Genomic DNA, 23,364 nt, shown 5'->3' on the forward strand with positions numbered 1-23,364 from the left:
GCTCACGTCTTCACCTCGATATGGTCGGGGGCCGCATCATCGGCCGCCCGGCCGACGCGCTGGATTTCCCATTCCAGTTCCACCCCGGATTGCGCCCGCACCCGCGCCCGGACGTCCTCGCCCAGCGCCTCGATCTCGGCACTCGTCGCCGATCCAAGGTTGAGCAAAAAGTTACAATGTTTCTCCGATACCTGCGCATCGCCACGCGTCAGCCCCCGGCATCCCGCCGCATCGACCAAGGCCCAGGCCTTGTGCCCGTCCGGATTCTTGAACGTCGATCCGCCGGTGCGCGACCGCAACGGTTGCGACGCTTCGCGCTCGGACGAGATTCGATCCATCTCCGCCTGGATCGTCGCCGGGTCCTCGGCATGCCCCCGGAACGTCGCGCAGACCACGATCGCGCCGTCGGGCAGCGCACTGTGGCGATACGTGTAGCCGAGCGCCCCGACGTCCAACGTGACACAGTCGCCCGATCGCAACACGACGTCGCACTCGACCAGAACGTCCTTCACCTCGCGCCCATACGCGCCGCCGTTCATCCGCACGAAACCGCCGACCGTGCCGGGGATCGATCGCAGGAATTCGAACGCGCCAATGCCCGCGTCCCGCGCCTTGGACGATACCAGTATTCCTGATGCCCCGCCGCCGCAGCGCAAGGTCACTTCGTCCAGCCGATCGACCTGTGCGAACGCCTTGCCCAGCCGCACGACCACGCCCGGCACCCCGCCGTCGCGCACGATCAGGTTCGATCCCAGCCCCAGCGCCATGACCGGCACGGCCGGATCCAGACCGCGTAGGAACGCGCTAAGGTCGTCCTCGTCCTTCGGTTCGAATAACCACTCCGCCGCCCCGCCCGATTTGAACCAGACGAGCGGCGCCAGCGGCGCATTCGCCGTTAACCGGCCACGCACCTCTCTAAGCCCCTCCCCTTTAGGAGTGCCGGGTGAATAGCCCCCGGGCTATTCAGGTCAGGCTGGGAGCCTGACCGACCCGGCACTGGGTTGGGGTGGGGCCGTTCCGCAGATGCCGACGCAGCAGAATGAGGCAAGCCCCCCACCCCCGGCCCCTCCCCTTAAGGGGAGGGGGAAGAAGAAGGCGCGCCGTCGTTCACCGCGCGGCCTCGATCGCATCAGCCAGGCCCGCGGCCCATTTCGTGATGTCGCCCGCGCCCAGGCACACGACCATGTCGCCCGACTGCACCACGCCCGCCAGCGTTTCGGCCAGCGCGCCCGCATCCGCCACCGTCATCGCCGACCGGTGCCCGCGCCGCTTCAATCCCTCGACCAGAGCCTCCGCAGAAACGCCCTCGATCGGCTGTTCACCCGCGGCATAGACCGGCGTCACCAGCACCATGTCGGCGTCGTTGAACGCCTGCTGGAATTCCTCCATCAGATTGCCCAGCCGGGTAAAACGATGCGGCTGCACCACCGCGATCACGCGGTTCTCCACGCCCTCGCGCGCCGCCGCCAGCACTGCCTTGATCTCGACCGGGTGGTGTCCGTAATCGTCGATGATCGTCGCGCGCCCCCCATTTTCGAGGGCCACTTCACCCACCTTGGTGAAGCGCCGCTTCACGCCGCCGAACTTGGCGAAACCGGTGCGGATCGTGTCGTCGGGAATCCCCATCTCCAGCGCGACGCCGATCGCCGACAGCGCGTTCTGCACGTTGTGCCGGCCGGGCATCGGCAATTCGATCCCCTCGATCGAGCGGACCGTGCCGTCGCGGCTGCGCACCAAGCACTCGAACCGGTTGCCGCCCGGGATCGGCGTCACGTTCACGCCGCGCACGTCCGCCTGCGCGGCGAACCCGTACGTCACGACGCGTCGGTCGCGCACGCGCGGAATGATCGCCTGCACCTCGGGATGATCGAGGCACAGCAACGCCGCGCCGTAAAAGGGCACGTTCTCGACGAACTCGACGAACGCATCCTTCACCGCATCGAACGATCCGTAATGGTCCAGATGCTCGGGGTCGATATTCGTGACGACCGCGATCGTCCCGTCCAGCCGCAGGAAGCTGCCATCGCTTTCGTCCGCCTCGACCACCATCCAGTCGCTCGCGCCCAGCCGCGCGTTGGAGCCGTAGCTGTTGATAATCCCGCCGTTGATGACGGTCGGATCCACCCCGCCCGCGTCCAGCAGCGCCGCGATCATGCTCGTCGTCGTCGTCTTGCCGTGCGTCCCCGCCACCGCGACGGTCGATTTCAGCCGCATCAGTTCGGCCAGCATCTCCGCGCGCCGCACCACCGGGATGCGCCGCTCCAGCGCGATCTCGACTTCCGGATTGGAGCGCACGATCGCGGTCGAGGTGACCACCACCGCCGCATCGCCGACATTCTCCGCAGCATGGCCGATCGCGACGCGGATGCCCTTGTCGCGCAATCCCTGCACGACATAGCCCTCCGCTACGTCCGACCCCTGCACGTCATAGCCGAGGTTCTTCATCACCTCAGCGATGCCGGACATGCCGATCCCGCCGATGCCGACGAAATGGATCGTCCCGATATCGGTTGCGACACCCCTCATCTGTTCAGTCCCGTCATGCGAAGCTCGGCTTTCTATTGGGCAGCGACACGCCGATCGGCATGTCGCCCAGCGGCGCGTCCAGGTTTTCCACCAGATCCGCCAGATCGCGCGCCGCATCCGGCCGTCCGCAACTGCGCGCGCGCCCCGCGGCATTCTGCAGCGCCGCCGGGTCGAGCCCCAGCCGCTGCATCTGCTTGGCGAGTTCGACCGGCGTGAAGGCGGTTTGCGCGATCGTCCGCGCGCCGCCCGCGTCGGTCATCTCCTTCGCGTTCGCCGTCTGGTGATCGTCGGTCGCGGATGGCAGCGGCACCAGGATCGCGGGCCGTCCGGCACAGGTCAGTTCCGCCAGCGTCGACGCCCCCGCCCGCGCGATCACCAGATGCGCCCAGGCCAATTGCTCCGGCATATCCGGCAGATAGGTCGCCAGTTCCGCCGCGATCGACAGGTCGGCATATTTGGCCCGCGCCGCATCGATATCCTCGATCCGCGCCTGATGAGTCACCTGCAACCGCCGCCGGAACGCGATCGGCAACAGCGACAGGCCATCCGGCACGACCTGGCTCAGCACGCTCGCGCCCTGGCTGCCGCCCGTGACCAGCACGCGAAAGATCCCGTCTTCCTCCAGCAGCGGATAGGGCTGCGATCGCAGCGCCAGCACCGCATCCCGCACCGGATTGCCGACCAGATGCGCCTTGCCGCGATACTTCTCCTTTAGTCGCGCGACATTGGCATAGGAGGTCGCGATCGCATCCACCCGCCCAGCGACGAGCCGGTTGACCCGCCCCAGCACCGCATTCTGTTCGTGCACGGCGGTCGGTATGCCCGCCTTGAACGCCGCCAGCAGCGCGGGCAGCGCGGGATATCCGCCGAAGCCGATCACCGCCGCAGGCTTCTGGTGACGATACAGCTCGATCGCCTGCGCGCGCCCCGCGATCATCGCGCGTGCCGCCTTCGCCCAGCCGATCGGCCCGCCCGCCAGCCGCCCGGCCGGCAGAACATGGGTCTGCACCTTGTCGAACAGCCCCGGAAACCGCACGCCGCGATCGTCGCTGATCAGCGATACATGATGACCGCGCCGCCCCAGCTCCGCTGCCAGCGACGCCGCCGGCACCATGTGCCCGCCGGTGCCGCCCGCCGCGAGTACGTAATGCTTCTGTCCACTCATCGAACGAACCTCATTCGCCGCTCCACCGCGCGATATAGGGGGAGCGCGATACGAACGGGTTCCGCCGCGTGAATGCAAGCAGCAATCCCATCCCGATCGACAGCGCGATCAACGAAGATCCGCCGTAAGAAATGAACGGCAACGTCATGCCCTTGCTCGGCGCCATGCCCGTATTTACCGCCATGCTGATCAGCGCCTGTGCCCCGAATTGGGTCGCCAGCCCCGCCGCCGCGTACAGACGGAACTCGTCCTGCTCGTCCAGCAGCTTCACGAACACGCGCACCACCACCGCCAGGAACAGGATGGCGATCACCGCGCACGCGATCAGCCCGAACTCCTCGCCGATCACCGAATAGATGTAATCGGTATGGCCCTCCGGTAGGCGGAACTTCATCGTCCCGCCGCCCGGCCCGGTCCCGCGCCATCCGCCCGCGGTGATCGCATTGTGCGCCGCATTGGTCTGGAAATTGTCCGACGCCCCCTCGCCCACGCCCGGGAACAGGAACGCATCGATGCGCACCCGCGCCGTGTCGTAGAACAGATACGCCGCGACCAGCCCGATCGGCACGCACCCGATCAGCGCCGCCATGATCTTCACCGGCGTGCCCGATATCATCAGCAACGCGATCCACACCGAACAGAACACCACCGTCTGGCCGAAATCGGGTTGCAGCATCAGCAGCATCGCGACGAACGCGGTCAAGGCACCGGTGATGACGACGACGGGCAGTTCACTGTCCTGCGCGCGCAAGGACAACAGCCACGCGGTCGTGACAATGAAACACGGTTTCAGGAATTCGGACGGCTGCAACAGCGACAGGCCGAAATCCAGCCAGCGCGTCGCACCGTTGCGCGTCACGCCGATGAACGGCACCGCGATCAGCATCGCCAGGCAGACCGCCGTTCCGATCAACGCCATCCGCCGCGCCATCGGCACCGGCAACATCGACGTCACGAACAGGACGGGCAGCGACACGCCGACCCAGCCCAGCTGCCACCACAGATAATACAAAGCAGGGATATGATGCTTGTCGTCCGAATAACGCTGCGCCGCCGATGGGCTCGCCGCGCCGACCGCGACCAGCCCGACCGCGATCAGCAACATCGTCAGCAACAGCAGAACGCGGTCGATATCCCAGAACCACATGCCGAGCGCGGATCGGTCGCCCCGCCCACCGCGATTCTTCATCCGGCTGATCAGGCCGGCTTTCTGGGGCGCGCGAACATCGGTCATGCCAAGGCCTCCACCGCCTGCCGGAACTGGTCGCCGCGATCCTCGAAATCGCGAAACTGGTCGAACGACGCGCAGGCCGGCGACAGCAGCACCGTCTCGCCCGGCTGCGCCTGCGCCCGCGGCGCTGGTGACCGCCGCGGACAGCGTGCCGCTCTGCTCGACCGGCATATGATCCTTGAGGATGTCGGCGAACTTCGCCCCCGAAGACCCGATCGTATAGGCGCGCACGACATGCCCGAAACTCGGCGCGCAGGCGTCGAGATCGTCGCTCTTCGATTGCCCGCCAAGGATCCAGTGGACCCGGTCGAACGCCGCCAGCGCCGGCGCGACGGCTTCCGGATTGGTCGCCTTGCTGTCGTTGACGAACGCGACATTGTTCCTGGTCGCGACCAGTTCCATCCGGTGCGGCAAACCGGTGAAGGTGCGCAACGCCGCTGCGATCACGTCCTCCGCAACGCCCAGCCGACGCGCCACCGCAACCGCCGCCTGCACGTTCGACCGGTTATGCGGTCCCTGCAAGTTCGGCCACTCGCTTTGATCGCCGACCGCCACGTCGCCGATGATCTCGACCGTCGGGCTTTCCCAATCGTCCAGAATGGCGAACTCCGCCAGCGCGGCGCCATCCAGCACGGCAAGCATCTCGGCCGACTGCATCGCGATCAGCCGCGCCTTCGACGCCGCATAATCCGCCAGCCCGTCATACCGGTCGAGATGATCCGGCGTCACGTTCAGCAACACCGCGACATCGCAATCCAACGTCTGCGTCAGGTCGATCTGATAGCTCGACAGTTCCAGCACATAGACGCCACCCTCCGGCAGCGGCTCCTGCTCCAGGATCGGCAACCCGATATTCCCGCCCAGCCGCGACGGCACCTCCGCGGTGCGCAGGATATGGTGGATCAACGACACCGTCGTCGACTTACCGTTCGTCCCCGTGACGCCGACCACCTTGTGCGCAGGCAATCCGGTCTGCGCCTGCGCGAACAGTTCGATATCCCCAATGATCGGCACCCCCGCCGCCCGAGCCTTCGCCGCCACCGGATGCCGGTTCAACGGCACCCCCGGCGACACGACCAGCGCGTGGAAGCCAGCGAGGTCGATCACTTCCGGATCACCAACTTCTAAAGCCCTCTCCCCGCTTGCGGGGAGAGGGTTGGTAGAGGGGCAGTGTCGAGCGAAGGGACTTCCGACTGCCCCTCTCCCCAACCCTCTCCCCGCTTGCGGGGAGAGGGAGCTAAAGCATCCCGCCGTCCCGCATCCGAATCCCACGCCACTACGCTCGCCCCGCCGGCCACCAGCGCACGCACAGTCGCCGCACCGGACCGCGCCAGCCCCAGCACCGCAAAGCGCTTGCCTGCCCAGGCATCGGAAGAAATCACCGCAGCTTCAACGTAGACAGACCAGCCAGCGCCAGCACGAACGCGATGATCCAGAACCGGATCACGACCGTCGCCTCGGCCCAGCCCAATTGTTCGAAATGGTGGTGGATCGGCGCCATGCGGAACACGCGCTTGCCGGTGCGCTTGTAGAAGAACACCTGGATGATGACGCTCAGCGCCTCCATCACGAACAGGCCGCCGATGATGCCCAGCACGATCTCGTGATGCGCGACGACAGAGATCGCGCCCAGCGCGCCGCCAAGCGCGAGGCTGCCCGTATCGCCCATGAAGACCGCAGCAGGTGGTGCGTTGAACCACAGGAACGCCAGCCCCGCGCCTACGATCGCGCCGCAGAAGATCGCCAGTTCGCCCGCGCCCGGCACATGCGGAATCCCCAGATACGCTGCGAACTTCACGTTACCGGCCAGATAGACGATGATCATGAAGGCGACCGACGCGATGATCACCGGCATCGTCGCCAGCCCGTCCAGCCCGTCCGTTAGGTTCACGGCATTGCCGAACGACACGATCGTGAAGGCCGCGAACAGGATGTAGAAATAGCCGAGGTCGATCGACACGCTGCTGAAGAACGGCAGATACAGGTGCGTTCCATTTTCCCCGACGATGATCCAGCTTGCGACGCCTGCGATCAAGAATTCCAGGATCAGCCGGGTCCGGCCGGAAACACCCGCCGTGCTCGCTTTCCGCACCTTGTCGTAATCGTCCATGAAGCCGATCGCACCGAAGCCGAGCGTCACGCACAGACATGCCCAGACGAACGGGTTGCGCATGTCCATGAAGATCAGGATCGACAAGCTCATGCTCGTCAGGATCATCAGCCCGCCCATCGTCGGCGTGCCGCGCTTGGCAAGGTGGGTCTGCGGGCCGTCGGCGCGGATCGGCTGGCCCTTGCCCTGCCGCACGCGCAGCCATCCGATGAAGCGCGGCCCGATGATCAGCCCGATGACCAGCGCCATCGTCACCGCACCGCCGGTCCGCACCGACTGGTATCGAATCAGGTTCAGCAGTCCGGGGAAACCCAGATGTTCGGCGATCACATAGAGCATGAAGCTGTCCCGTTCCCGGTCGCGGGGGTCTTTAGGCGGGCGACCAGCGTGGACAGCCCCACGCCGTTCGACCCCTTGATGAGCACCGCATCGCCCGGGGCCAGTATCTCGGCCAGACGTTCACCGGCGGTCGCGGCGTCGGCCACATGGACGAATTGCACGCGACCCTCAAGCGCTTCCGCCAGATGCAGCATCTCGGTGCCGACAAGGACGAGTTGCGATACCCCTGCCGCCGCGATCGGCTCCGCCAGCGCCGCGTGATACGCGCCGCTCGCGTCACCCAGTTCGCGCATCTCGCCCAGCACGGCGATCTTGCGCGTGGCATCCTCGGCGCCCAGCACCGCCAGCGTCGCGCGCATCGATGCGGGATTCGCATTATAGCTTTCGTCGATGACCAAGGCTTCACCGCCACCAACAGGCGCCATGAAGCGCGCGCCGCGCCCCTGAAGCCCGCCCATCTCGGCGAGCGCAAGGCCCGCCATGCCCAGATCGCCGCCGACCGCATCCACCGCCGCCAGCACCGCCAGGGCATTGGACACCCAGTGCATGCCCGGCTGCGCCATCGTGAAACTCAATTCGCGCTCGCCGAGCCGCGCGGTGACGAACGTCGCTCCCGTCGCCAGCCGCATCGATTCGATCGCGCGAACATCCGCCCCGGCTTGCAGGCCGAACGTCACGATCTCGGACGCATGGGGCCGCGCCGCCGCGATCAGCCGGTCCCGATGCGGGCTGTCGAAGGGTACGATCGCCACGCCGCCCGGCTCGAGCCCCGCGAAGATCTCGCCCTTGGCGTCCGCGATCGCCGACTCGTCGGGGAAGAACGCCGTATGTGCGGGCGCGATCGCGGTCACCAATGCGACATGCGGCCGCACCAATGTCGTCAGATGCGCCAGTTCGCCGGCATGGTTCATGCCCATTTCCAGCACGCCATATTTCGACCCGGCGGGCATCCGCGCGAGGCTCAGCGGAACGCCGGTATGATTGTTATAGCTTTTGACCGACCGGTGCGCCGAACCAGGATCGGGCCGATCCAGCGCCGCGAACAGTGCCTCTTTGGTGCTCGTCTTGCCGACCGATCCGGTCACGCCGATGATCCGCGCCGCCGTCCGCTCGCGCGACGCTACAGCCAGCGCCTCCAGCGCCGCCATCGTATCGCCGACGCGAACCTGCGGATTCCCGCTATCCTCGCTCACGACCGCCCCCGCCGCGCCGCGCTCGAACGCCTGCGTCAGGAACCGGTGGCCGTCCGTCGCTTCGCCCGTCAGCGCGATGAACAGGTCGCCCGGCCCGACCTCGCGCGAATCGAACGTCACGCCGTCCGCCTCGAACGCAGCGGACGCCGCCCCGCCCGTCGCCGCTGCGATAGCGTCGGAGGTCCAGAGAGCGTCAGTCATTGCCGCAGCACCCCAAATCCGTTCGTCCTGAGCCTGTCGAAGGGCGTGCCCCAAGGACCGACGTACCCGGCTCACGTGCTTCGACAAGCTCAGCACGAACGGCGTAGTTGGCGATCGGAAAACTCGTCATGCCGCCATCTCACGCGTGACCGATACGTCGTCGAACGGCAGCACCAGATCGCCCACAATCTGCCCCTGTTCGTGTCCCTTGCCCGCGATCAGAACGATGTCGGTCGGCCCCGCCATCGCGATCGCCGCGCCGATCGCCTCGCGCCGCGATGCGATCTCGGTCGCGCCGGGCGCACCTTCCATCACCATCGCGCGGATCGCGGCGGCATCTTCCCCGCGCGGATTGTCGTCGGTGACGATCACGACGTCGGCCATCGCAGCGGCGATCGCGCCCATCGGTGCGCGCTTGCCCTGATCGCGATCGCCGCCTGCGCCGATGATGACGATCAACTTTCCCGACGCATGCGCCTGTAACGCCGATATTGCCGCCTCTAACGCATCCGGAGTGTGCGCATAATCGACGTAGACGGGCGCTCCCGACCGGCAGATGACCGCCCGCTCCAGCCGCCCGCGTACTGGCTGCAACCGCGCCAGCGCCGCCAGCGTCGCCGCGACCTCGCCGCCCGTCGCAATCACGAGTCCCGCGGAAACCAGTGCGTTCGCAGCCTGATATGCCCCGATCAGCGGCAGGTTAACCGTGTGGGACTTGCCCTCCGCCTCGATCACCAGCCCCTGCCCCAGCAAGGTCGGCTCACGCGATACCAGCCTTAAAGCCTCCCCCCGCGTTCCGACGCTCAACACCCGCAACCCCCGCTTTGCGGCGATCCCTTCAACGTCCGCCGCCAACGGATCATCCGCCCATATCACAGCGGCCCCACCGTCCACGACGACATCGGAAAACAACCGCATCTTGACGTCGAAATACGCCTCCATCGTGCCGTGATAATCCAGGTGATCGCGGCTGAGGTTCGTGAAGGCCGCCGCGACGACGGGCAAGCCTTCGGTCCGATATTGCGAAAGCCCATGCGACGACGCCTCGAACGCCAGATGTGTCACGCCCTCGCGCGCCAGACCGGCGGCGTTGGACAGGAACGTCACCACGTCCGGCGTCGTCAGCCCGGTCGACACGCGGTCATCCCCCGTCGTCACGCCGAGCGTACCGATCGACGCCGCGTGATGACCGGCCATCCGCCACAACTGACGCGTCATCTCGACCGTAGATGTTTTACCGTTCGTCCCCGTCACCGCCACCGCGACCTCGGGAAACGGCGCAAAGAACCGCGCGGCCAGTCGCGCGAACGCGGCGCGCGGGTTGGCGTCCGCGATATGCACCGCCCCGTCTACGACAGCCTCCGGGCGAGCGACGACTGCAACGGCGCCGGCGGCGATCGCAGCGGCGATATAATCCTCGCCATTCACCCTCGCACCTTCGAATGCGCCGAAAATGCATCCGTCCGCGACCTTGCGGTGATCGATCGCGAAGCCGCTGACCGTCGCCGTTTCTTGTCCTCCGGTCAGCGTACCCAATTTCATCGTATCGCCTTCATTCCGCGTCTGCCCGCGTCTCTCCGGGCGCCTGCCAAAGCAGCGGGAGGAGATCGGATTCGTCCACGTCCTTGCCGTTATCGGGCATCACGCCGAGCATCGCACCCACGCGGGTGACGACCCTGCTGACCACCGGCGCCGCCGTGTAAGCCGCCGTCGTCTGAAACTGGTTCTCCTTCACGCGCTTGGGGCTGTCCATCATCGTGACCACGACATAACGAGGATTATCCATTGGGAATGCGGCGGCGAAGGTCGAAACATTGGCCGTCTTGGAATAGCCGCCCGCACCCGGCACTTCCGCCGTGCCGGTCTTCCCGCCCACGCGGTAGCCAGGGGCTTCGCCCTTACGGCCCGTACCGCGCAGCACGATCAGCCGCAAAAGCTGACGCATCCGCACGCTGGTCGCTTCCGACAGGACGCGCCGCCCGGCCGGTGCCTTGTCCGGCGCGACCTTCAGCAACGTCGTCGGCCGCCAGATCCCGCCGTTTACGAGGGTCGCGTAGGCATTGGCGAGCTGCAGCGGCGTAACCGCGATGCCGTGGCCATAGGCCGTGGTCATCACCGTGGTATCGCCCCAGTATTTCGGCCAGATCGGACGTCCTTTTTCGCGCAGTTCGATATCTGGCTTGGTGTCGAACCCGAGGCGACGGAACATCGCCTGCATCCGTGGCACGCCGATTTCCTTCGCGATCCGCGCAGTCGAGATGTTCGACGAATAGATCAGGGTTTCGGGGATGTTCAGCCAGCGATTCTGTTCGTGACCGCGATCGTCGTGGATCGTGAAGCGTCCGACTTTCATCGGCTTCGTCGCATCGAACCGTCGCGCCATCGACGTGACAGTGCCGCTCTCCATTGCAGCCGCCATCGTAATCGGTTTGAACGTAGAACCGAGCTCGTACACGCTTTGGGTCACGTTGTTGCGGAGAGACTCGCGATCCGCGCCCGCAACCTTGTTCGGATTGAACACCGGAAGCGACGCCATCGCGATCACCTCTCCAGTCGCGACATCCAGCACGACGCCGGTCGCACCCTTGGCCTGGAATGCCGTCATGGAAGCGCCGAGTTCGCTCTCCATTGCCGCCTGCACCCGATAATCGAGCGACAGCGCGAGCGGCGTGCCGCGTTCGGCTGGATTGGTCAGGCGATCCTCGAACGCACGTTCGATACCGCCCTGGCCTTCAATGATCCGCGCGTCATTTTTATTATGGCCGAGAAAGCCGAGAACGTGGGCGGCCATCGTCGATTGCGGATACAGCCGCTCGGCCTCCTTCTCGAACGTCAGCGCAGGTTCGCCGATCGCGTGCACCTGCGTTACTAGCGACGGGGATGCGTGGTGTTCGAGGTACGTGAAATTCACGTCCATCGTCAGGCGCTGGTAGAAATACTCCGCGTCGTGTGCGGGCATCAATACGGCGAGACGGTTGGCGAGGTCGCGCTTGTCGCCGAGGATCTTGCCGGGGTGCACGCCGATGCCCCAAGCCTCGATCGTGCGGGCAAGCGGCTCTCCATTGCGATCGACGATATCCGCGCGCGACCAGTTCTCACCGATCATTGCCGTACGCGTGCTGCCCGTATCCGACGCAAAGGCCAGCGCGGCGAGCCGGATCAGCACGACCATGATCGCCGCCGTGAACAGCAGCAGCAGGATCATCAGGCGCATATGTGCCGTCTGGATCAGCGCATGTCGCTGACCCGCGGGCCGGCGCCCCGGCATCGGACGAGCGACGACGATGCTCAACGCAGGCGCCTTGCTTCCGCGCTGGCGCCGCTGGTGAGATCGCCGAGCATCGTGTCGCTCAGCAGCTTGCGGTCGAGCATCGCGACGGCTTGCGCGCGGGGCCGCGCGACGACGGCGGCGGTGCGGACCGGGGCCGTGGCGCGGACGGCGGGGGCGTGGGTGATCGTTGCGGACGTTGGCGAAGGTGCCGCGGAAACGCTATTGTTGAGCGCGGCCATCGCGACCGGCGCTGTTGGATTCGCCGCCGGAGACGCTGTTGGAGCCACGGCCTGCTGCGGGACGATCGCCGCCGCCATCTGGACATCGGCACCGCCAGCACTCAGCGGCGCGTGGAAGTCGAGCGAAGCCAGGGCCGCTTCGTCACGCAGATACTGGCCCGCGACCGGTGCCGCGAGACGCAGCGTGTCGCCGTTCCACTTTTCCAGTTGCGCGATATTGGCGCGGGTCTCGAATTCGGTTTCCAACGCGCGGATATCCCGTTCGGCCTGGGCGACCTGAGTGGTCGTCGCATCCAGCTTCTTACGCTCGGCAGCGACATGCAGCGGTACGATCAGAACGCCGAGCGCCAAGGCCACCCCGACTCCGAACCAGACCAGCATCTTCCACGCGAGCGCGATCATTTCAATACTCCCTTACTGGTCCACGGTGCCGCCGACGTCCGCTTCGCCACCCGAAGCGTCGCCGACCTAGCCCGTGGATTACGCGCGATTTCTTCTTCGCCCGCGCGCACCGCGCGAGCAACCTGTTCGAAACTTGGTGCGGCGACTGCCTTCACTTCCGGCATGTGCCGCGACCCCGAAGGCAAACCGCCGCTGCGCTCCTTCAGGAAACGCTTCACGAGACGGTCTTCTCCCGAATGGAAGGTGATGACGGCCAGCGTTCCACCCGGTTTCAGCACCCGTTCGGCGGCCGCAAGACCATCGGCGAGTTCGCCGAGTTCGCGATTCACCTCGATCCGGAGCGCCTGGAAGGTCCGCGTCGCCGGGTCCTTCTTGTCGTGCGGCTTGTAGCCGAGCGCGCGGCGGACGACGTGCGCCAGCTCGGACGTGCGCGTGATCGGGCGCGCCGCGACGATGAACTGCGCGACCCGGCGCGACCGCGGCTCGTCGCCATATTCGTACAGAACGTCGGCGATATCGCTTTCGTCCGCGGTGTTGACAAAATCCGCCGCGGTCGGCCCTTCCTGGCTCATCCGCATGTCGAGCGGGCCATCGGCCTGAAAGCTGAACCCGCGCTCCGCCTGGTCGAGCTGCATCGAGGATACGCCGATATCCATCGTCACGCCATCGACCGGCACCGCGTCGCGCGCGGCGAGCTCCGCCTCCATCGCCGAAAAGGTCGCGGGAACGAGGGTCAGCGCATCACAGTCCGCTTCCAGCGCGCGACCGGCCAAAATCGCGTCAGGATCGCGATCGAAGGCGAACACGCTGGCACCCGCGCCGAGCATCGCACGCGTATAGCCGCCCGCACCGAACGTCGCGTCGACATGTACCGAGCCGGGGGCGATGGCCAGTGCGTCGAGGACTTCGGTGAGCAGCACCGGAACGTGCGGCGCGTCGGCAGTGGGCGCAGACGAAGGGATCACAGGACGATCCCCTTCTGCTTGCAATGGTAGCGGCACGCCGCCTGCATCACCGGATCGACATCGGTCGCCGCCATCAGCGTCTTTGGATCCCAGATCTCGATCCAGTCCATCGTGCCCCAGAAGAACGCAGTCTCCTCGATCCCGGCATAATCGCGCGGAAATCCGGGCATGATGAAACGGCCGCTGCCATCGAACGGCACGGCCTCGCCGCTCGCGCCGCGACGCTTGAAGTTATAATTCGGTTCGCCGTCCTCGCCCGTGTGCAGCGCCTCGCGCGCGTCGAGCTGCGCCTTCAGGATGGCGACATAAGCGGGGTCGTAGGCGCGAAGGCAGGTCTGCTTGGGGTGAACGCCGACGATGACGGTGCCGCCATCCTTGCCGTCCGCACGGGGACTGTTCGCGGCAAGCGCTTGGCGAAGGGAAGCAGGAATAGCGCACCGGCCCTTGTCGTCGACAAGGCCAATGCCATCTCCCTGATAATCCACCCGTTCGGCCACGCTTACCCCACATCAGACGGCATGACTCATCGTTCCCGAAAACGACCCTGAATCGCATTCCGGCTCCTGACTGGCGCAGGCGAAAGAGTATGCCCCTCTATGTAACTATGGTTACCTTGGGTGCGGCGGGGATACAAGGGGAATGCCGGGGAAAGCCGGGGATTTCACCCTATCTGTTGCGCATTAAACGCTATTTTTCGAAACCGAAATGGGGCGTTCTACTTACGTTCCCAACATGGTTTGGGTTGGTCGGGGAAAGTCGGGGAAATTGGCTTTTGGCTGGCGCGCATGGGGTCGCACGGGACCTATGATCGGTGGAAAAACTATCAGTTTCAAAAAGACATCGTATGCCCGAAGCTTATCATCCCTACTGCGCGGGCATGACGAACGCGGGGTTAAACCGATGCGCGCGATCAGCCAACGGCATGTTCTTGCCAATCACGGTTAAGGGGGCAGGTCGATCCGCCTGCCGACTCACGGTCTTGCAGGCGTGTTCACATTCGACGCGACCGCGCCGGAATTGGTGATCGCGGTGCTGGGCGTCACGCCGAGATCGGCAAGGGGTTCGCTGCCGTCGCCGATCGCCGCCAGGTCGTTGCCGATCGTGAGATTGGCGACGACGTCAGGGTTCGCTCCACCGGCCACGGCGCGTTCGCGGCTCGCGGTCGAGAAGATCGCCGCGGCCAGACCGATCAGCAGCAGCACGGCAGCGAGGCCGATCATTCCCACCTTCACGCGTTGCGTGGTCTGGGCTCGATCTAGGTTTGGGTCCTGAGATGTCATCATGCCTGTGGCATAAATGTAACGTAAACGGCTCGTCTTGTCGATGCCACCGCTCAACCCTGGGCCAACCAGGGCGGAATCGGCAGGCCCTTCGCCTTCAACCACTGCGAATTATACAGCGTTGAGAGATACCTGAAGCCGGTATCGCACAGGATCGTGACGATTCGCTTGCCCGGCCCGAGATGGCGACCGAGTTGCACAGCTCCCGCGACGTTGATGCCCGACGACAGGCCGAGGCACAGCCCCTCCTCCGCCAACAGACGCGTCACCCATTCCATGCCGTCCGCATCCGAAATGCGAAACTGCGTATCGATCGGTGCGCCTTCCAGATTGGCGGTGATCCGCCCCTGCCCGATCCCTTCGGCGACCGAGGAACCTTCCGACTTGAGTTCGCCATTGGCGTAATATTCGTACAGCGCGGCGCCGTGCGGATCGCTGAGCGCGATGCAGATCGATTCGTCCTTCGCCTTCAGGCCGAGCCCGACCCCGGCGATCGTCCCGCCCGTGCCCGCCGCGCAGGTGAAGCCATCGACCCGGCCATCGAGCTGGCGCCAGATCTCCTCCGCGGTGCCGGTGATGTGCGCGCGGCGATTGGCGATATTGTCGAACTGGTTGGCCCAGATGGCGTTCGGCGTTTCCTCCGCGATGCGGCGCGAGGTGTGTACGAAATGGCCGGGATTGGAGTAGGCGGCGGCGGGGACCAATACGAGTTCCGCGCCGAGCGCGCGAAGCGTGTCCATCTTCTCGCGGCTCTGCGTCTCCGGCATGACGATGATCGTCTTGTAGCCCTTCGCATTGGCGACGAGCGCGAGACCGATGCCCGTGTTGCCCGCCGTGCCCTCGACGATCGTGCCGCCGGGCTGGATCGCACCACGCGCCTCCGCATCCTCGACGATCGACAGCGCTGCGCGATCCTTCACCGAGGCACCGGGATTGGCGAATTCGCACTTGGCGAAGATGTCGCAGCCGCTGGCCTCGCTCGGCCCGGCAAGCCGTACGAGTGGGGTATTACCGATCAACGCGAGCGTATTGGGGATGACCGAAGGGGGCGTGTCGGAAGCTGTATGCATGCCCCCTAGATAGGGCGCGCGCGCGATCCGGCAATCCAAGGAATTTTGGGACGCCCGAGAAGAAGCTATCGGTCGAGGATGTTGGCAGGCGTTTTCGCGAGCGCGACGGCGATGGAAATTACCAGCCTGCCATCACCAGCTGAAGAGCGATCCGTTGCCCATGTGCAGCACGAAGCCGAACAATTGCTTGAGCACGCCGACGACTCCGTGGACATGTTCGCCACGCGTCACGCCGATATCGACCAGAGCGAGCATCAGGATCGAGGCGGCGAGGAATTTGAGCATGCTTCCGCATTAGCCCGCGACGCTTTAACGATCCGTGCGGCAACATGATTAAGCGAAGCTTTCCACCGATCGTCGATGCGGACACGCGACTGATGATACTCGGCAGCCTGCCGGGCGATCGGTCGCTGGCGGCAGCGCGCTATTATGCGCATCCGCAGAACCAGTTCTGGCGCCTGATCTCCGCGACGATCGGCCGGGATGTCGCATCGCTCGAGTATGACGCGCGGTTGGCGGTCTTGTCGAAGGCGGGCGTCGGGTTGTGGGATGTGGTGGCAAGCGCGACGCGGCCGGGCAGTACCGATGCGGCGATCCGGGATATGGCGGAGAACGATATTGCGGGTCTGGCGGCGACGCTGCCGCGGCTTCGCGCGATCGGGTTCAACGGGGCGACGGCGTATCGACATGGTAGCCGGCAGTTGGGCAGTGTCGGCATCGCTTTGGTGCCGCTGCCCTCGAGCAGCCCGCTGCATACTGTCGGGTTCGAGGCGAAGCGGCCCGCCTGGGCGGCGCTTGGCGAATATTTGCGGTAGGGGGAGTGAGTCTTTCCCCCAGCCCGAACCCGTCATTCCCGCGCAGGCGGGAATCCATACTGGCTGACGCCTGACGCTCTATTCCATACCGCCGTGATTATGGATCCCCTGGACTCACGAAAGAAGTGCACCACTGCTAGGGTGGTAGTGCGATGGGGCGAAGATACAGGCAGCTCAGCCTAGACGAGCGGATCGAGATTGCGCGGTTGCATGCCGCCGGGCTGTCGGATCGTGCGATAGCGGCGGCGATCGGCCGGGATCATACGACGATCGGTCGCGAGCGGCGGCGCAATAGCCAGCGGACGAAGGTCTGGGATGGGGGCTATGCCCCGGCGCGGGCGCATGCGCTGGCGGCACGGCGGCGGCGCTGGGACGGTCGCTTCAAGCTGGTACGCCAGCCGGACCTGCGAGAGATCGTGAGGAAAGGCCTTGCGATGGGACATTCCCCCGAACAGATCGCCGGCCGGCTGGCGCGTGATGCTGGTCGCACCGTGATCAGCCATGAGTCAATCTATCGCTACGTCTATCACCGCTCGGCGCAGAAAGACCATTGGCACCGCCTGCTGCCCCGCGCGAAGTTCAGGCGCGGGCGATATGCACGCCGCGGCGGCAGTCCGGCCAGCTTCATCCAGCACCGTATACCCCTGTCCGAACGGCCCGCAGAGGCCGACCGGCGCGACCAGCCGGGCCACTGGGAGGCCGACTACATGCTGTTCGCCCGATACGGTCACAACATCCTCGTCCTGCACGAACGACAGACCCGCTTCACCATTCTCGACAAGCCACCGCACCGCAAAGCCGCCTTGACCGCCAGCCGTATCGCAGCGCACCTGCGCGCCATCCCCCGCGACATGCGGCGCACCATCAGCTTCGATAACGGCACCGAGTTCGCCGAGCATTATCGCCTGCACGATCGTCTCGGCGTCGCCACCTTCTTCTGCGATGTCCGCAGCCCCTGGCAAAAAGGCGGGGTCGAAAATACCATCGGCCGGCTGCGCCGCGTCCTGCCCCGCAAGACCGACCTCGACACGATCACCCACCGGCAACTCCGTGCCTATGCCGAGCGCCTCAACAATACCCCCAGAAAATGCCTCGACTTCCAGACACCCGCCGAGGCATTCATCGCTCTCTCAAACGGTGCACTTCAAACGTGAATCCACATCCCCGCCTTCGCGGGGATGACGGCTGGCGTTGCTTTCGTTGCGCTCGGCGCGCCTCGTCGCGATCAGTCCTTGTGGAAGAACAGGTCCGCTACGCTTTGCGCGATCCGGGCGGGGCGGTGCGTGACGGCGTCGACGCAGCACCAGCTGGATTGTACCTCGGCGAGCACCTCTTCGCCGCGCTTGATGATTGTCTGGTAGAAAGCGCGTGCGCCCTGCACTTTTTCGAGCAGGACGGTGGCGATCACCTCGTCGTCGAGGAAGGTCGGCTTGCGGTACGTGATCTCATGCTTGAGCGCGACCCACAGGTTCGCGGCGATCGCCTCGGCAGGGGCGAATCGCTGCCAGTGGCTGACCACGGCATCCTGCACCCATTTCAGGTAGGACGCATTGTTGACATGACCCATGAAGTCGATGTCGGCGGGGTCGATCCCGATCGGGAAAATATGGGGGATGGCTTGGCTCACGACCGGTCTTATAGCAGCGCAAACCCTTCCCGGCGATGAATTTCCAGATTTACCGCGGATTTTATCGTTGCCGCATCGCAACGCTTCGCCCCGTCGCGCGCCTGGCACTACGCAACGAAATGACGTTTTTGTTGCGGCGCGCAATCCGGTGGCCCGCAGCGGGACTAGGCGCTTGACGAATTCTTTCGCGTGCGCGAAGCAACCCAAGATATGAAAATCATTCTCCCCAGCCTCGCCGCTGTCGCGCTTCTGGCGCTGACGGCTTGTGACAACAAGAAAGAACCGGAGGTCGTCTCCAGCGTCTCCGCCGATCCGCAGGCAGCGGAAATCGCCAAGCGTGCGCCGGTCGAACTGCCGCCCGCGATCAAGGCGGACGTCACGTTCCGCTGCAACCCCGGCAACAGCCTCGCCTTCGTCACCTTCTTCGACGGCGACAAGCAGGTGTTGGTCAAGACCGAGAAGACCGGCACGCCGACCAAGCTGGTCGCGGCGGAAGCCGGCCAGCCCTTCACGGCAGAAGGCGGCTACGAATTGAGCGGCACGCCGAAGGGCGCCACGCTGACCCTGCCGGGCAAGGGCAAGCTGACCTGCAAGGCATGACGCTTCGGGCCTGAGGCCGACGACCAGAGACGAAGACGGCCGGCGGGGAGACTCGCCGGCCTTTTCCATGGTGCGCGGCGGGCAAGCGCCGCGTGACACGAGGCGCTGCCTTGCAGGCGTAACCTAAGTGCGCCACGATGGCCCCATGTCCACGATCGCGATCTACAGCCTGAAGGGTGGCGTCGGAAAGACGACGCTGGCGGTCAATCTCGCCTGGTGCGCGGCGAGCCTGTCGGCGCGCCGCACGTTGTTATGGGACCTCGATCCGCAGGCGGCGTCCAGTTATCTGCTCGGCGATCCGGCGGCGAAGGATCATGCGCAGGCAGTGTTTTCGAAGGACGTCGAGCCTGCCCGGTTGATCCACAAGACAGGGGTCGATCGGCTCGACCTGTTGCCGGCGGACGCGTCGCTGCGCGGGCTGGACCTGCTGTTCCATCAGATGGACAAGAAGAAACGCCTGCAGAAACTGTTGACCGGGCTACGGAAATCCTATGACCGGATCCTGCTCGATTGCCCGCCGGGGCTGACCGATACGAGCGACCAGGTGATGCGCGCCGCCGATCTGATCGTCGTGCCGGTAATCCCCTCCCCGCTGTCCGAGCGTGCTTATGGCGAGGTCGTGCGGCACCTGGGGAACAAGGCGGAAGTGATGCCGGTGCATTCGATGGTGGACCGCCGTCGCAAGCTGCATGCCGACGCGCTGGCGCTGCACCCCGACTGGCCGGTCGTCCCGATGGCGAGTCTGATCGGATCGATGACCGTGCGGCGCGCGCCGGTGGGGACGTTCGCCGCGAAATCGCCGGGCGGGCAGGCGTTCGCGCACTTGTGGCAGGCGATCGAGAAACGGCTGGCGCGCTGATGCGGGAAGCCGACGGCGCGCCGGACGCGGGTTTGGCGCGGCTCGATCCGAATATGGTGCTGGGGGCCTATGCGGTGGGCGTGTTCCCGATGGCCGACGCGCGCGATGCGGACAGCGTGTATTGGGTGGAGCCGAAGGAGCGCGCGATCCTGCCGCTCGACGGGTTCCATCTGTCCCGGTCGCTACGCAAGACGCTGGCGCAGGATCGCTACCGCGTCACGGCCGACGCTGCGTTCGAGCGGATCATTCGCCTGTGTGCCGAAAGCGCGTCGGACCGGCCGGACACGTGGATCAACGGCCAGATCGAGACGGCCTTTATCGAACTGCATCGTCGCGGTTTTGCGCATTCGATCGAGGTGTGGGACGGCGACGCGCTGGTCGGCGGGCTATACGGGCTGGCGCTCGGGCGGGCGTTCTTCGGGGAATCGATGGTCAGCCGGGCGCGCGATGCATCCAAGGTTGCGATCGCCTGGCTCGTCGCGCGGTTGCGGGTGGGCGAGTTCACGCTGCTGGATTGCCAGTTCATGACGGACCACCTCGCGTCGCTGGGCGCGGTGGAAATCCCGCGCGACCGTTATATCGCGTTGCTGTCCGCCGCGATCGCCGGGGTGGTGGGCGTCTCCGGATCGGTATCGCTGGATTCGGTCGGGGACTTCTTCGCTTTGGATGGCGCGGCACCCTCTCCGCTCGCGCCACCGCCGCTGACGGAGTTGGGGCCACCTTCGGGGAAAGTCATCGCACAGCTTTTGACCCAGACGTCGTAGATGGGGTGAAGCACGACGTTCAGGCCGGGGCGTTCCTTATACAGCCAGCCGGAGAAGACGCGGCGGAACTGCCGGTCGCTGCCCTGCACGTCGACCTGCACGAAAGCGCCGGTATAGGGCTGCTGCTCCCACGGGGCGGTGCGCTCGCACGCGCGGAGACGGACGACGACGTCGCCCACGCGAACGCCGCGGCCCGGCTTCAGCGTGACGTCGCGCGAGGTGCCGTTACGCTTGTTCAGCACGCCCAGCACCGCGACGCGTTCCGCCATCGGGGTCGCGCCAAACGACGGGTCCACCCCGCCCGATACGTCGACGGTCGTGATATCGGTCTGCACCGGTTCTTCGTCCAGCGCGGTCTTGATCTCGGCCTTTTGCTCGGTCGGCGCTACCGTCCGGCTGGCCTGCCACTGTTCATAACCGAACCAACCGCCCGCGCCGATTCCCGCGGCCAGCGCCGTCACGCCCAGCCAGCGGCGTGCGTTCACGCGTCAGGCGTCCAGGCTTCATAATCGCCGGTCGCAGCGGCACGCTTGCCGCCTTTTTCGAGTGCGCCCGCCGGACGATAAGCGAGCATCGTGCCGGTCAGATTTGGCTCGGGCGGGCGTTGCCAGTCGCGCCGGGCGGGAAGAGAGCGATCGGGAAGATCGTCGACCTGATGATGCAACCAGCTAAACCATTCCGGCGCAACGCGGCTGGAATCGTTGGACCCGTTATAGATCACCCAGCGGCGCGGGTTGCCCGCGGTGTCGCTGCCGCCCTGATAATAGACGTTGCCGAGCGCGTCTTCGCCGACGCGGGTCTTGCCGCGCAAGCCAAACCACGTGCCGATGGTGGCGCCGTTCCACCAGGTGAAAGGATTGAGATTGATGCCCATGAAAAACGCTTAGCCGCGCAACCGCCCTGCTTCAACAGGGATGAATAGCCGCGATGCGCAGGAGGCGATCAGTTGGGCCACGTCACCTTGTCGCCCTCGGCTATGCCCAGTTCGCTCGCGCGACCGCCATTGATCTCGAACACCGCCGCGACCGGCTCGCCCGAGGGGATCGGCGCTTCGGAAAAGGGCACGGCATTTTCGGCGATGCGGGCGATCGTGCCGTCGGGCCGGATGAAGATGATGTCGAGCGCACTCGGCGTGTTCTTCATCCAGAAGTTCGCCTCGCGCGGCGGGCCGCCCTCCGCCGGATAGGGCGTGAAGATCATCCCTTCATCCTTCGGGATGTTGGTGCGGAACATCAGGCCACGCTCCTGTTCCGCCGGGGACTTCGCGACCTCGGCCTTGAACACGTGCGATCCATTCGTGCTCTGGACGGTGACGGGGATCTTCGTGGCCTTCGCCTCGGCGGCACCCGGTGCCGCATCACCCGAAGCGCACGCCCCGGTCAGCGCGGAAAGGCCGAGTGCGGCGGCGAGATACACAATACGCAAACCCATCGTCAGTCCTTTTCGACCTCGACCGCCAGCGGGCCTTTCTGCCCGTCGACGACACGTGCGCGCAGACGCTGGTCGGGTTCGACCTCGATCACCCCGGCACGGCGCAGCGTTTCCATATGAACGAATATATCCGCACTGTCGCTGCCACGCACGAGAAAACCATAGCCCTTCAACCGATTGAACCATTTAACCGTCACGGGTTCGAATGGCCCGGCGTCGCCGGCAAGCGCGGACGTATCGGCGCGGTCACTGGACCGGGCGCGCGGGACGATTTCGACCGCATTGGTCAGGTCGATCGCAATTATCTCCGTCGCTTGGAGACCACGGTCGCGCTTCGACGCATAGCAATCCACGCGCGCGCCCTCCGGCAGGCTGCGCCGACCGTGCGGCTGCAACACCGAAAAGTGGATCAGGATATCGCCGATGGCAGGATCGTCGCTGACGACGAAGCCGAAGCCGCGCGTAACGTCGAACCATTTGAGAACGCCGGAATACACTTTCCCGTCCGACGACACGCCGCCGTCGGATCGACGTGGTTCCGGATCGTGCCGATCGTCAGCAATAAAGTGCGTTTCGATACGCATGCGTTACGTCCTCCGCGCGCCTCTTAGCATGGCCGACAAATTGCAAAACACATCTTCGACCAATTTTATTGTAACAAAATTTCGGGATCCTCGCCCGGCGACATGCCGGCAATACGTCGTGCGAGCGAAAAATCGTGTCCTCCCCGGATCATGGCACCGATCTGTTTCTCCCTGAGGACACGATCGGCTGCCTCGACAGCATATGGCCCGATGCGCTTTTTTCGGGCGAAGGTCAGCGCAGCGGCCATTGCGCGGTCCTCGATCGCGGAGGCGAGCGCCTCGGCGTCGTCCTCGCCGATGCCCGCCTGACGCAGCGCGCCGTTCACGCGGCGCTGCCCGAGCCCGCGCCGCGCCATCGCCGAGGCCCGCGCCTCGCCGAATGCGCGATCGTCGATATAGCCGAGGTCCGCGAGCTTTTCCGCCAGCGCGGCCGGATCGGCATCGGCACCCTCCCATCCGCGTTCGCGGATCTTGCGGCGGAGATAGTCGACCAGCCGCCCCCGCGTCGTCGCGAAACGTTCGACATAGCGGAGCGCAAGCCGTTCCATCGCGGCTTCGTCCAATGGCGGCGGCGGGCGACGCTCTCGTTTTGCGGTGGGTCTGGCCATGCGCCATCATTGTGCCACAGTCGGAACGGATTTTGAACGCTTGGGCTGGTTAATCGATATGCCTCCACAAGAGCGGCACCTTTC

24 protein-coding genes and 2 pseudogenes are annotated in these 23,364 nt (G+C 65.5%); 5 read left to right on the forward strand and 21 right to left on the reverse strand.

All coding sequences use genetic code 11. The features are described 5' to 3' along the window. Positions 1-2 precede the first annotated feature (2 nt). The 15 genes and pseudogenes from murB to H5J25_RS12595 form a co-directional block, all read right to left on the reverse strand. The gene (gene murB / locus H5J25_RS12525; RefSeq protein ID WP_202091478.1) at positions 3-911 is read right to left on the reverse strand and encodes a UDP-N-acetylmuramate dehydrogenase; all 909 of its coding nucleotides are present in this window, start codon (positions 909-911) and stop codon (positions 3-5) included. A 196-nt stretch (positions 912-1,107) separates the two neighbouring features. Then, a complete protein-coding gene (murC, locus tag H5J25_RS12530) occupies positions 1,108-2,526 on the reverse strand; it encodes a UDP-N-acetylmuramate--L-alanine ligase (RefSeq protein ID WP_202091480.1) in 1,419 nt (472 codons plus the stop codon). Between the two features lie 13 nt (positions 2,527-2,539). Further along, positions 2,540-3,691: an undecaprenyldiphospho-muramoylpentapeptide beta-N-acetylglucosaminyltransferase gene (gene murG / locus H5J25_RS12535; protein WP_202091482.1), complete on the reverse strand. Its 1,152-nt coding sequence runs from the start codon at positions 3,689-3,691 to the stop codon at positions 2,540-2,542. Positions 3,692-3,701: 10 nt separating this feature from the next. Then, a complete protein-coding gene (locus tag H5J25_RS12540; protein WP_202091484.1) occupies positions 3,702-4,925 on the reverse strand; it encodes an FtsW/RodA/SpoVE family cell cycle protein in 1,224 nt (407 codons plus the stop codon). Then, positions 4,922-6,304: pseudogene (gene murD / locus H5J25_RS12545) on the reverse strand (UDP-N-acetylmuramoyl-L-alanine--D-glutamate ligase). The gene H5J25_RS12540 and the pseudogene murD overlap by 4 nt, the downstream one beginning before the upstream one ends. After that, positions 6,301-7,371: a phospho-N-acetylmuramoyl-pentapeptide-transferase gene (gene mraY, locus H5J25_RS12550; protein WP_202091486.1), complete on the reverse strand. Its 1,071-nt coding sequence runs from the start codon at positions 7,369-7,371 to the stop codon at positions 6,301-6,303. The pseudogene murD and the gene mraY overlap by 4 nt, the downstream one beginning before the upstream one ends. Next, a complete protein-coding gene (locus H5J25_RS12555) occupies positions 7,359-8,765 on the reverse strand; it encodes a UDP-N-acetylmuramoyl-tripeptide--D-alanyl-D-alanine ligase (protein ID WP_202091488.1) in 1,407 nt (468 codons plus the stop codon). Before H5J25_RS12555 ends, mraY begins: the two co-directional genes overlap by 13 nt. A 126-nt stretch (positions 8,766-8,891) precedes the next feature. Next, positions 8,892-10,307: a UDP-N-acetylmuramoyl-L-alanyl-D-glutamate--2,6-diaminopimelate ligase gene (locus H5J25_RS12560; RefSeq protein ID WP_202091489.1), complete on the reverse strand. Its 1,416-nt coding sequence runs from the start codon at positions 10,305-10,307 to the stop codon at positions 8,892-8,894. A gap of 10 nt (positions 10,308-10,317) precedes the next feature. Continuing rightward, positions 10,318-12,057: a peptidoglycan D,D-transpeptidase FtsI family protein gene (locus H5J25_RS12565; protein ID WP_202091491.1), complete on the reverse strand. Its 1,740-nt coding sequence runs from the start codon at positions 12,055-12,057 to the stop codon at positions 10,318-10,320. Further along, on the reverse strand, positions 12,054-12,677 hold the full coding sequence (locus H5J25_RS12570) for a hypothetical protein (RefSeq protein WP_202091493.1): 624 nt from the start codon (positions 12,675-12,677) through the stop codon (positions 12,054-12,056). The genes H5J25_RS12565 and H5J25_RS12570 overlap by 4 nt, the downstream gene beginning before the upstream one ends. After that, on the reverse strand, positions 12,674-13,642 hold the full coding sequence (gene rsmH, locus H5J25_RS12575; RefSeq protein ID WP_225883099.1) for a 16S rRNA (cytosine(1402)-N(4))-methyltransferase RsmH: 969 nt from the start codon (positions 13,640-13,642) through the stop codon (positions 12,674-12,676). Before rsmH ends, H5J25_RS12570 begins: the two co-directional genes overlap by 4 nt. Beyond that, positions 13,639-14,139, reverse strand: a complete 501-nt coding sequence (locus H5J25_RS12580; RefSeq protein ID WP_202091495.1) for a division/cell wall cluster transcriptional repressor MraZ — start codon at positions 14,137-14,139, stop codon at positions 13,639-13,641. The genes rsmH and H5J25_RS12580 overlap by 4 nt, the downstream gene beginning before the upstream one ends. 474 nt (positions 14,140-14,613) lie before the next feature. Beyond that, on the reverse strand, positions 14,614-14,979 hold the full coding sequence (locus tag H5J25_RS12585; RefSeq protein WP_225883100.1) for a hypothetical protein: 366 nt from the start codon (positions 14,977-14,979) through the stop codon (positions 14,614-14,616). Beyond that, positions 14,976-15,992 (reverse strand): cysteine synthase A, encoded by a 1,017-nt coding sequence (locus tag H5J25_RS12590; protein ID WP_202091498.1) that lies wholly within the window; start codon positions 15,990-15,992, stop codon positions 14,976-14,978. The genes H5J25_RS12585 and H5J25_RS12590 overlap by 4 nt, the downstream gene beginning before the upstream one ends. A gap of 132 nt (positions 15,993-16,124) precedes the next feature. Continuing rightward, on the reverse strand, positions 16,125-16,277 hold the full coding sequence (locus tag H5J25_RS12595) for a hypothetical protein (protein ID WP_202091500.1): 153 nt from the start codon (positions 16,275-16,277) through the stop codon (positions 16,125-16,127). Positions 16,278-16,321: 44 nt separating this feature from the next. On the opposite strand from H5J25_RS12595, the gene H5J25_RS12600 reads away from it, so the two are divergent. Together H5J25_RS12600 and H5J25_RS12605 are read left to right on the forward strand one after the other, a co-directional pair. Next, positions 16,322-16,807: a DNA-deoxyinosine glycosylase gene (locus tag H5J25_RS12600; RefSeq protein ID WP_202091502.1), complete on the forward strand. Its 486-nt coding sequence runs from the start codon at positions 16,322-16,324 to the stop codon at positions 16,805-16,807. A 152-nt stretch (positions 16,808-16,959) separates the two neighbouring features. Further along, the gene (locus H5J25_RS12605; protein WP_202091504.1) at positions 16,960-17,961 is read left to right on the forward strand and encodes an IS30 family transposase; all 1,002 of its coding nucleotides are present in this window, start codon (positions 16,960-16,962) and stop codon (positions 17,959-17,961) included. A gap of 71 nt (positions 17,962-18,032) precedes the next feature. Here H5J25_RS12605 and H5J25_RS12610 read toward each other — a convergent pair whose 3' ends face one another. Further along, positions 18,033-18,434: an acyl-CoA thioesterase gene (locus H5J25_RS12610; RefSeq protein WP_202091506.1), complete on the reverse strand. Its 402-nt coding sequence runs from the start codon at positions 18,432-18,434 to the stop codon at positions 18,033-18,035. Between the two features lie 210 nt (positions 18,435-18,644). Between H5J25_RS12610 and H5J25_RS12615 the strand changes: the two genes are divergently transcribed. The 3 genes from H5J25_RS12615 (at position 18,645) to aat (ending at position 20,657) form a co-directional block, all read left to right on the forward strand. Next, on the forward strand, positions 18,645-19,034 hold the full coding sequence (locus H5J25_RS12615) for a hypothetical protein (RefSeq protein WP_202091508.1): 390 nt from the start codon (positions 18,645-18,647) through the stop codon (positions 19,032-19,034). Between the two features lie 145 nt (positions 19,035-19,179). Continuing rightward, on the forward strand, positions 19,180-19,893 hold the full coding sequence (locus tag H5J25_RS12620; protein ID WP_202091510.1) for a ParA family protein: 714 nt from the start codon (positions 19,180-19,182) through the stop codon (positions 19,891-19,893). Further along, on the forward strand, positions 19,893-20,657 hold the full coding sequence (gene aat, locus H5J25_RS12625; protein ID WP_202091512.1) for a leucyl/phenylalanyl-tRNA--protein transferase: 765 nt from the start codon (positions 19,893-19,895) through the stop codon (positions 20,655-20,657). Before H5J25_RS12620 ends, aat begins: the two co-directional genes overlap by 1 nt. A 35-nt stretch (positions 20,658-20,692) precedes the next feature. Here the strand turns inward: aat and H5J25_RS12630 are convergent. The 5 genes and pseudogenes from H5J25_RS12630 to H5J25_RS12650 all read right to left on the reverse strand — a co-directional run. Beyond that, a pseudogene (locus H5J25_RS12630) lies at positions 20,693-20,926 on the reverse strand (DUF2155 domain-containing protein); the annotation flags it as partial. Positions 20,927-21,138: 212 nt separating this feature from the next. Continuing rightward, positions 21,139-21,531, reverse strand: a complete 393-nt coding sequence (locus tag H5J25_RS12635) for an NADH:ubiquinone oxidoreductase subunit NDUFA12 (protein WP_202091514.1) — start codon at positions 21,529-21,531, stop codon at positions 21,139-21,141. Between the two features lie 68 nt (positions 21,532-21,599). Beyond that, on the reverse strand, positions 21,600-22,088 hold the full coding sequence (locus H5J25_RS12640) for a DUF192 domain-containing protein (protein WP_202091516.1): 489 nt from the start codon (positions 22,086-22,088) through the stop codon (positions 21,600-21,602). 2 nt (positions 22,089-22,090) lie between these two features. After that, positions 22,091-22,672 (reverse strand): cold-shock protein, encoded by a 582-nt coding sequence (locus tag H5J25_RS12645; RefSeq protein WP_202091518.1) that lies wholly within the window; start codon positions 22,670-22,672, stop codon positions 22,091-22,093. 65 nt (positions 22,673-22,737) lie between these two features. Then, positions 22,738-23,280 carry a regulatory protein RecX gene (locus tag H5J25_RS12650; RefSeq protein WP_202091520.1) on the reverse strand — a complete coding sequence of 181 codons (543 nt, stop codon included), beginning with the start codon at positions 23,278-23,280 and terminating at the stop codon, positions 22,738-22,740. Positions 23,281-23,364 lie beyond the last annotated feature (84 nt).

Source organism: Sphingomonas aliaeris, assembly GCF_016743815.1.
Lineage (GTDB): Bacteria > Pseudomonadota > Alphaproteobacteria > Sphingomonadales > Sphingomonadaceae > Sphingomonas > Sphingomonas aliaeris.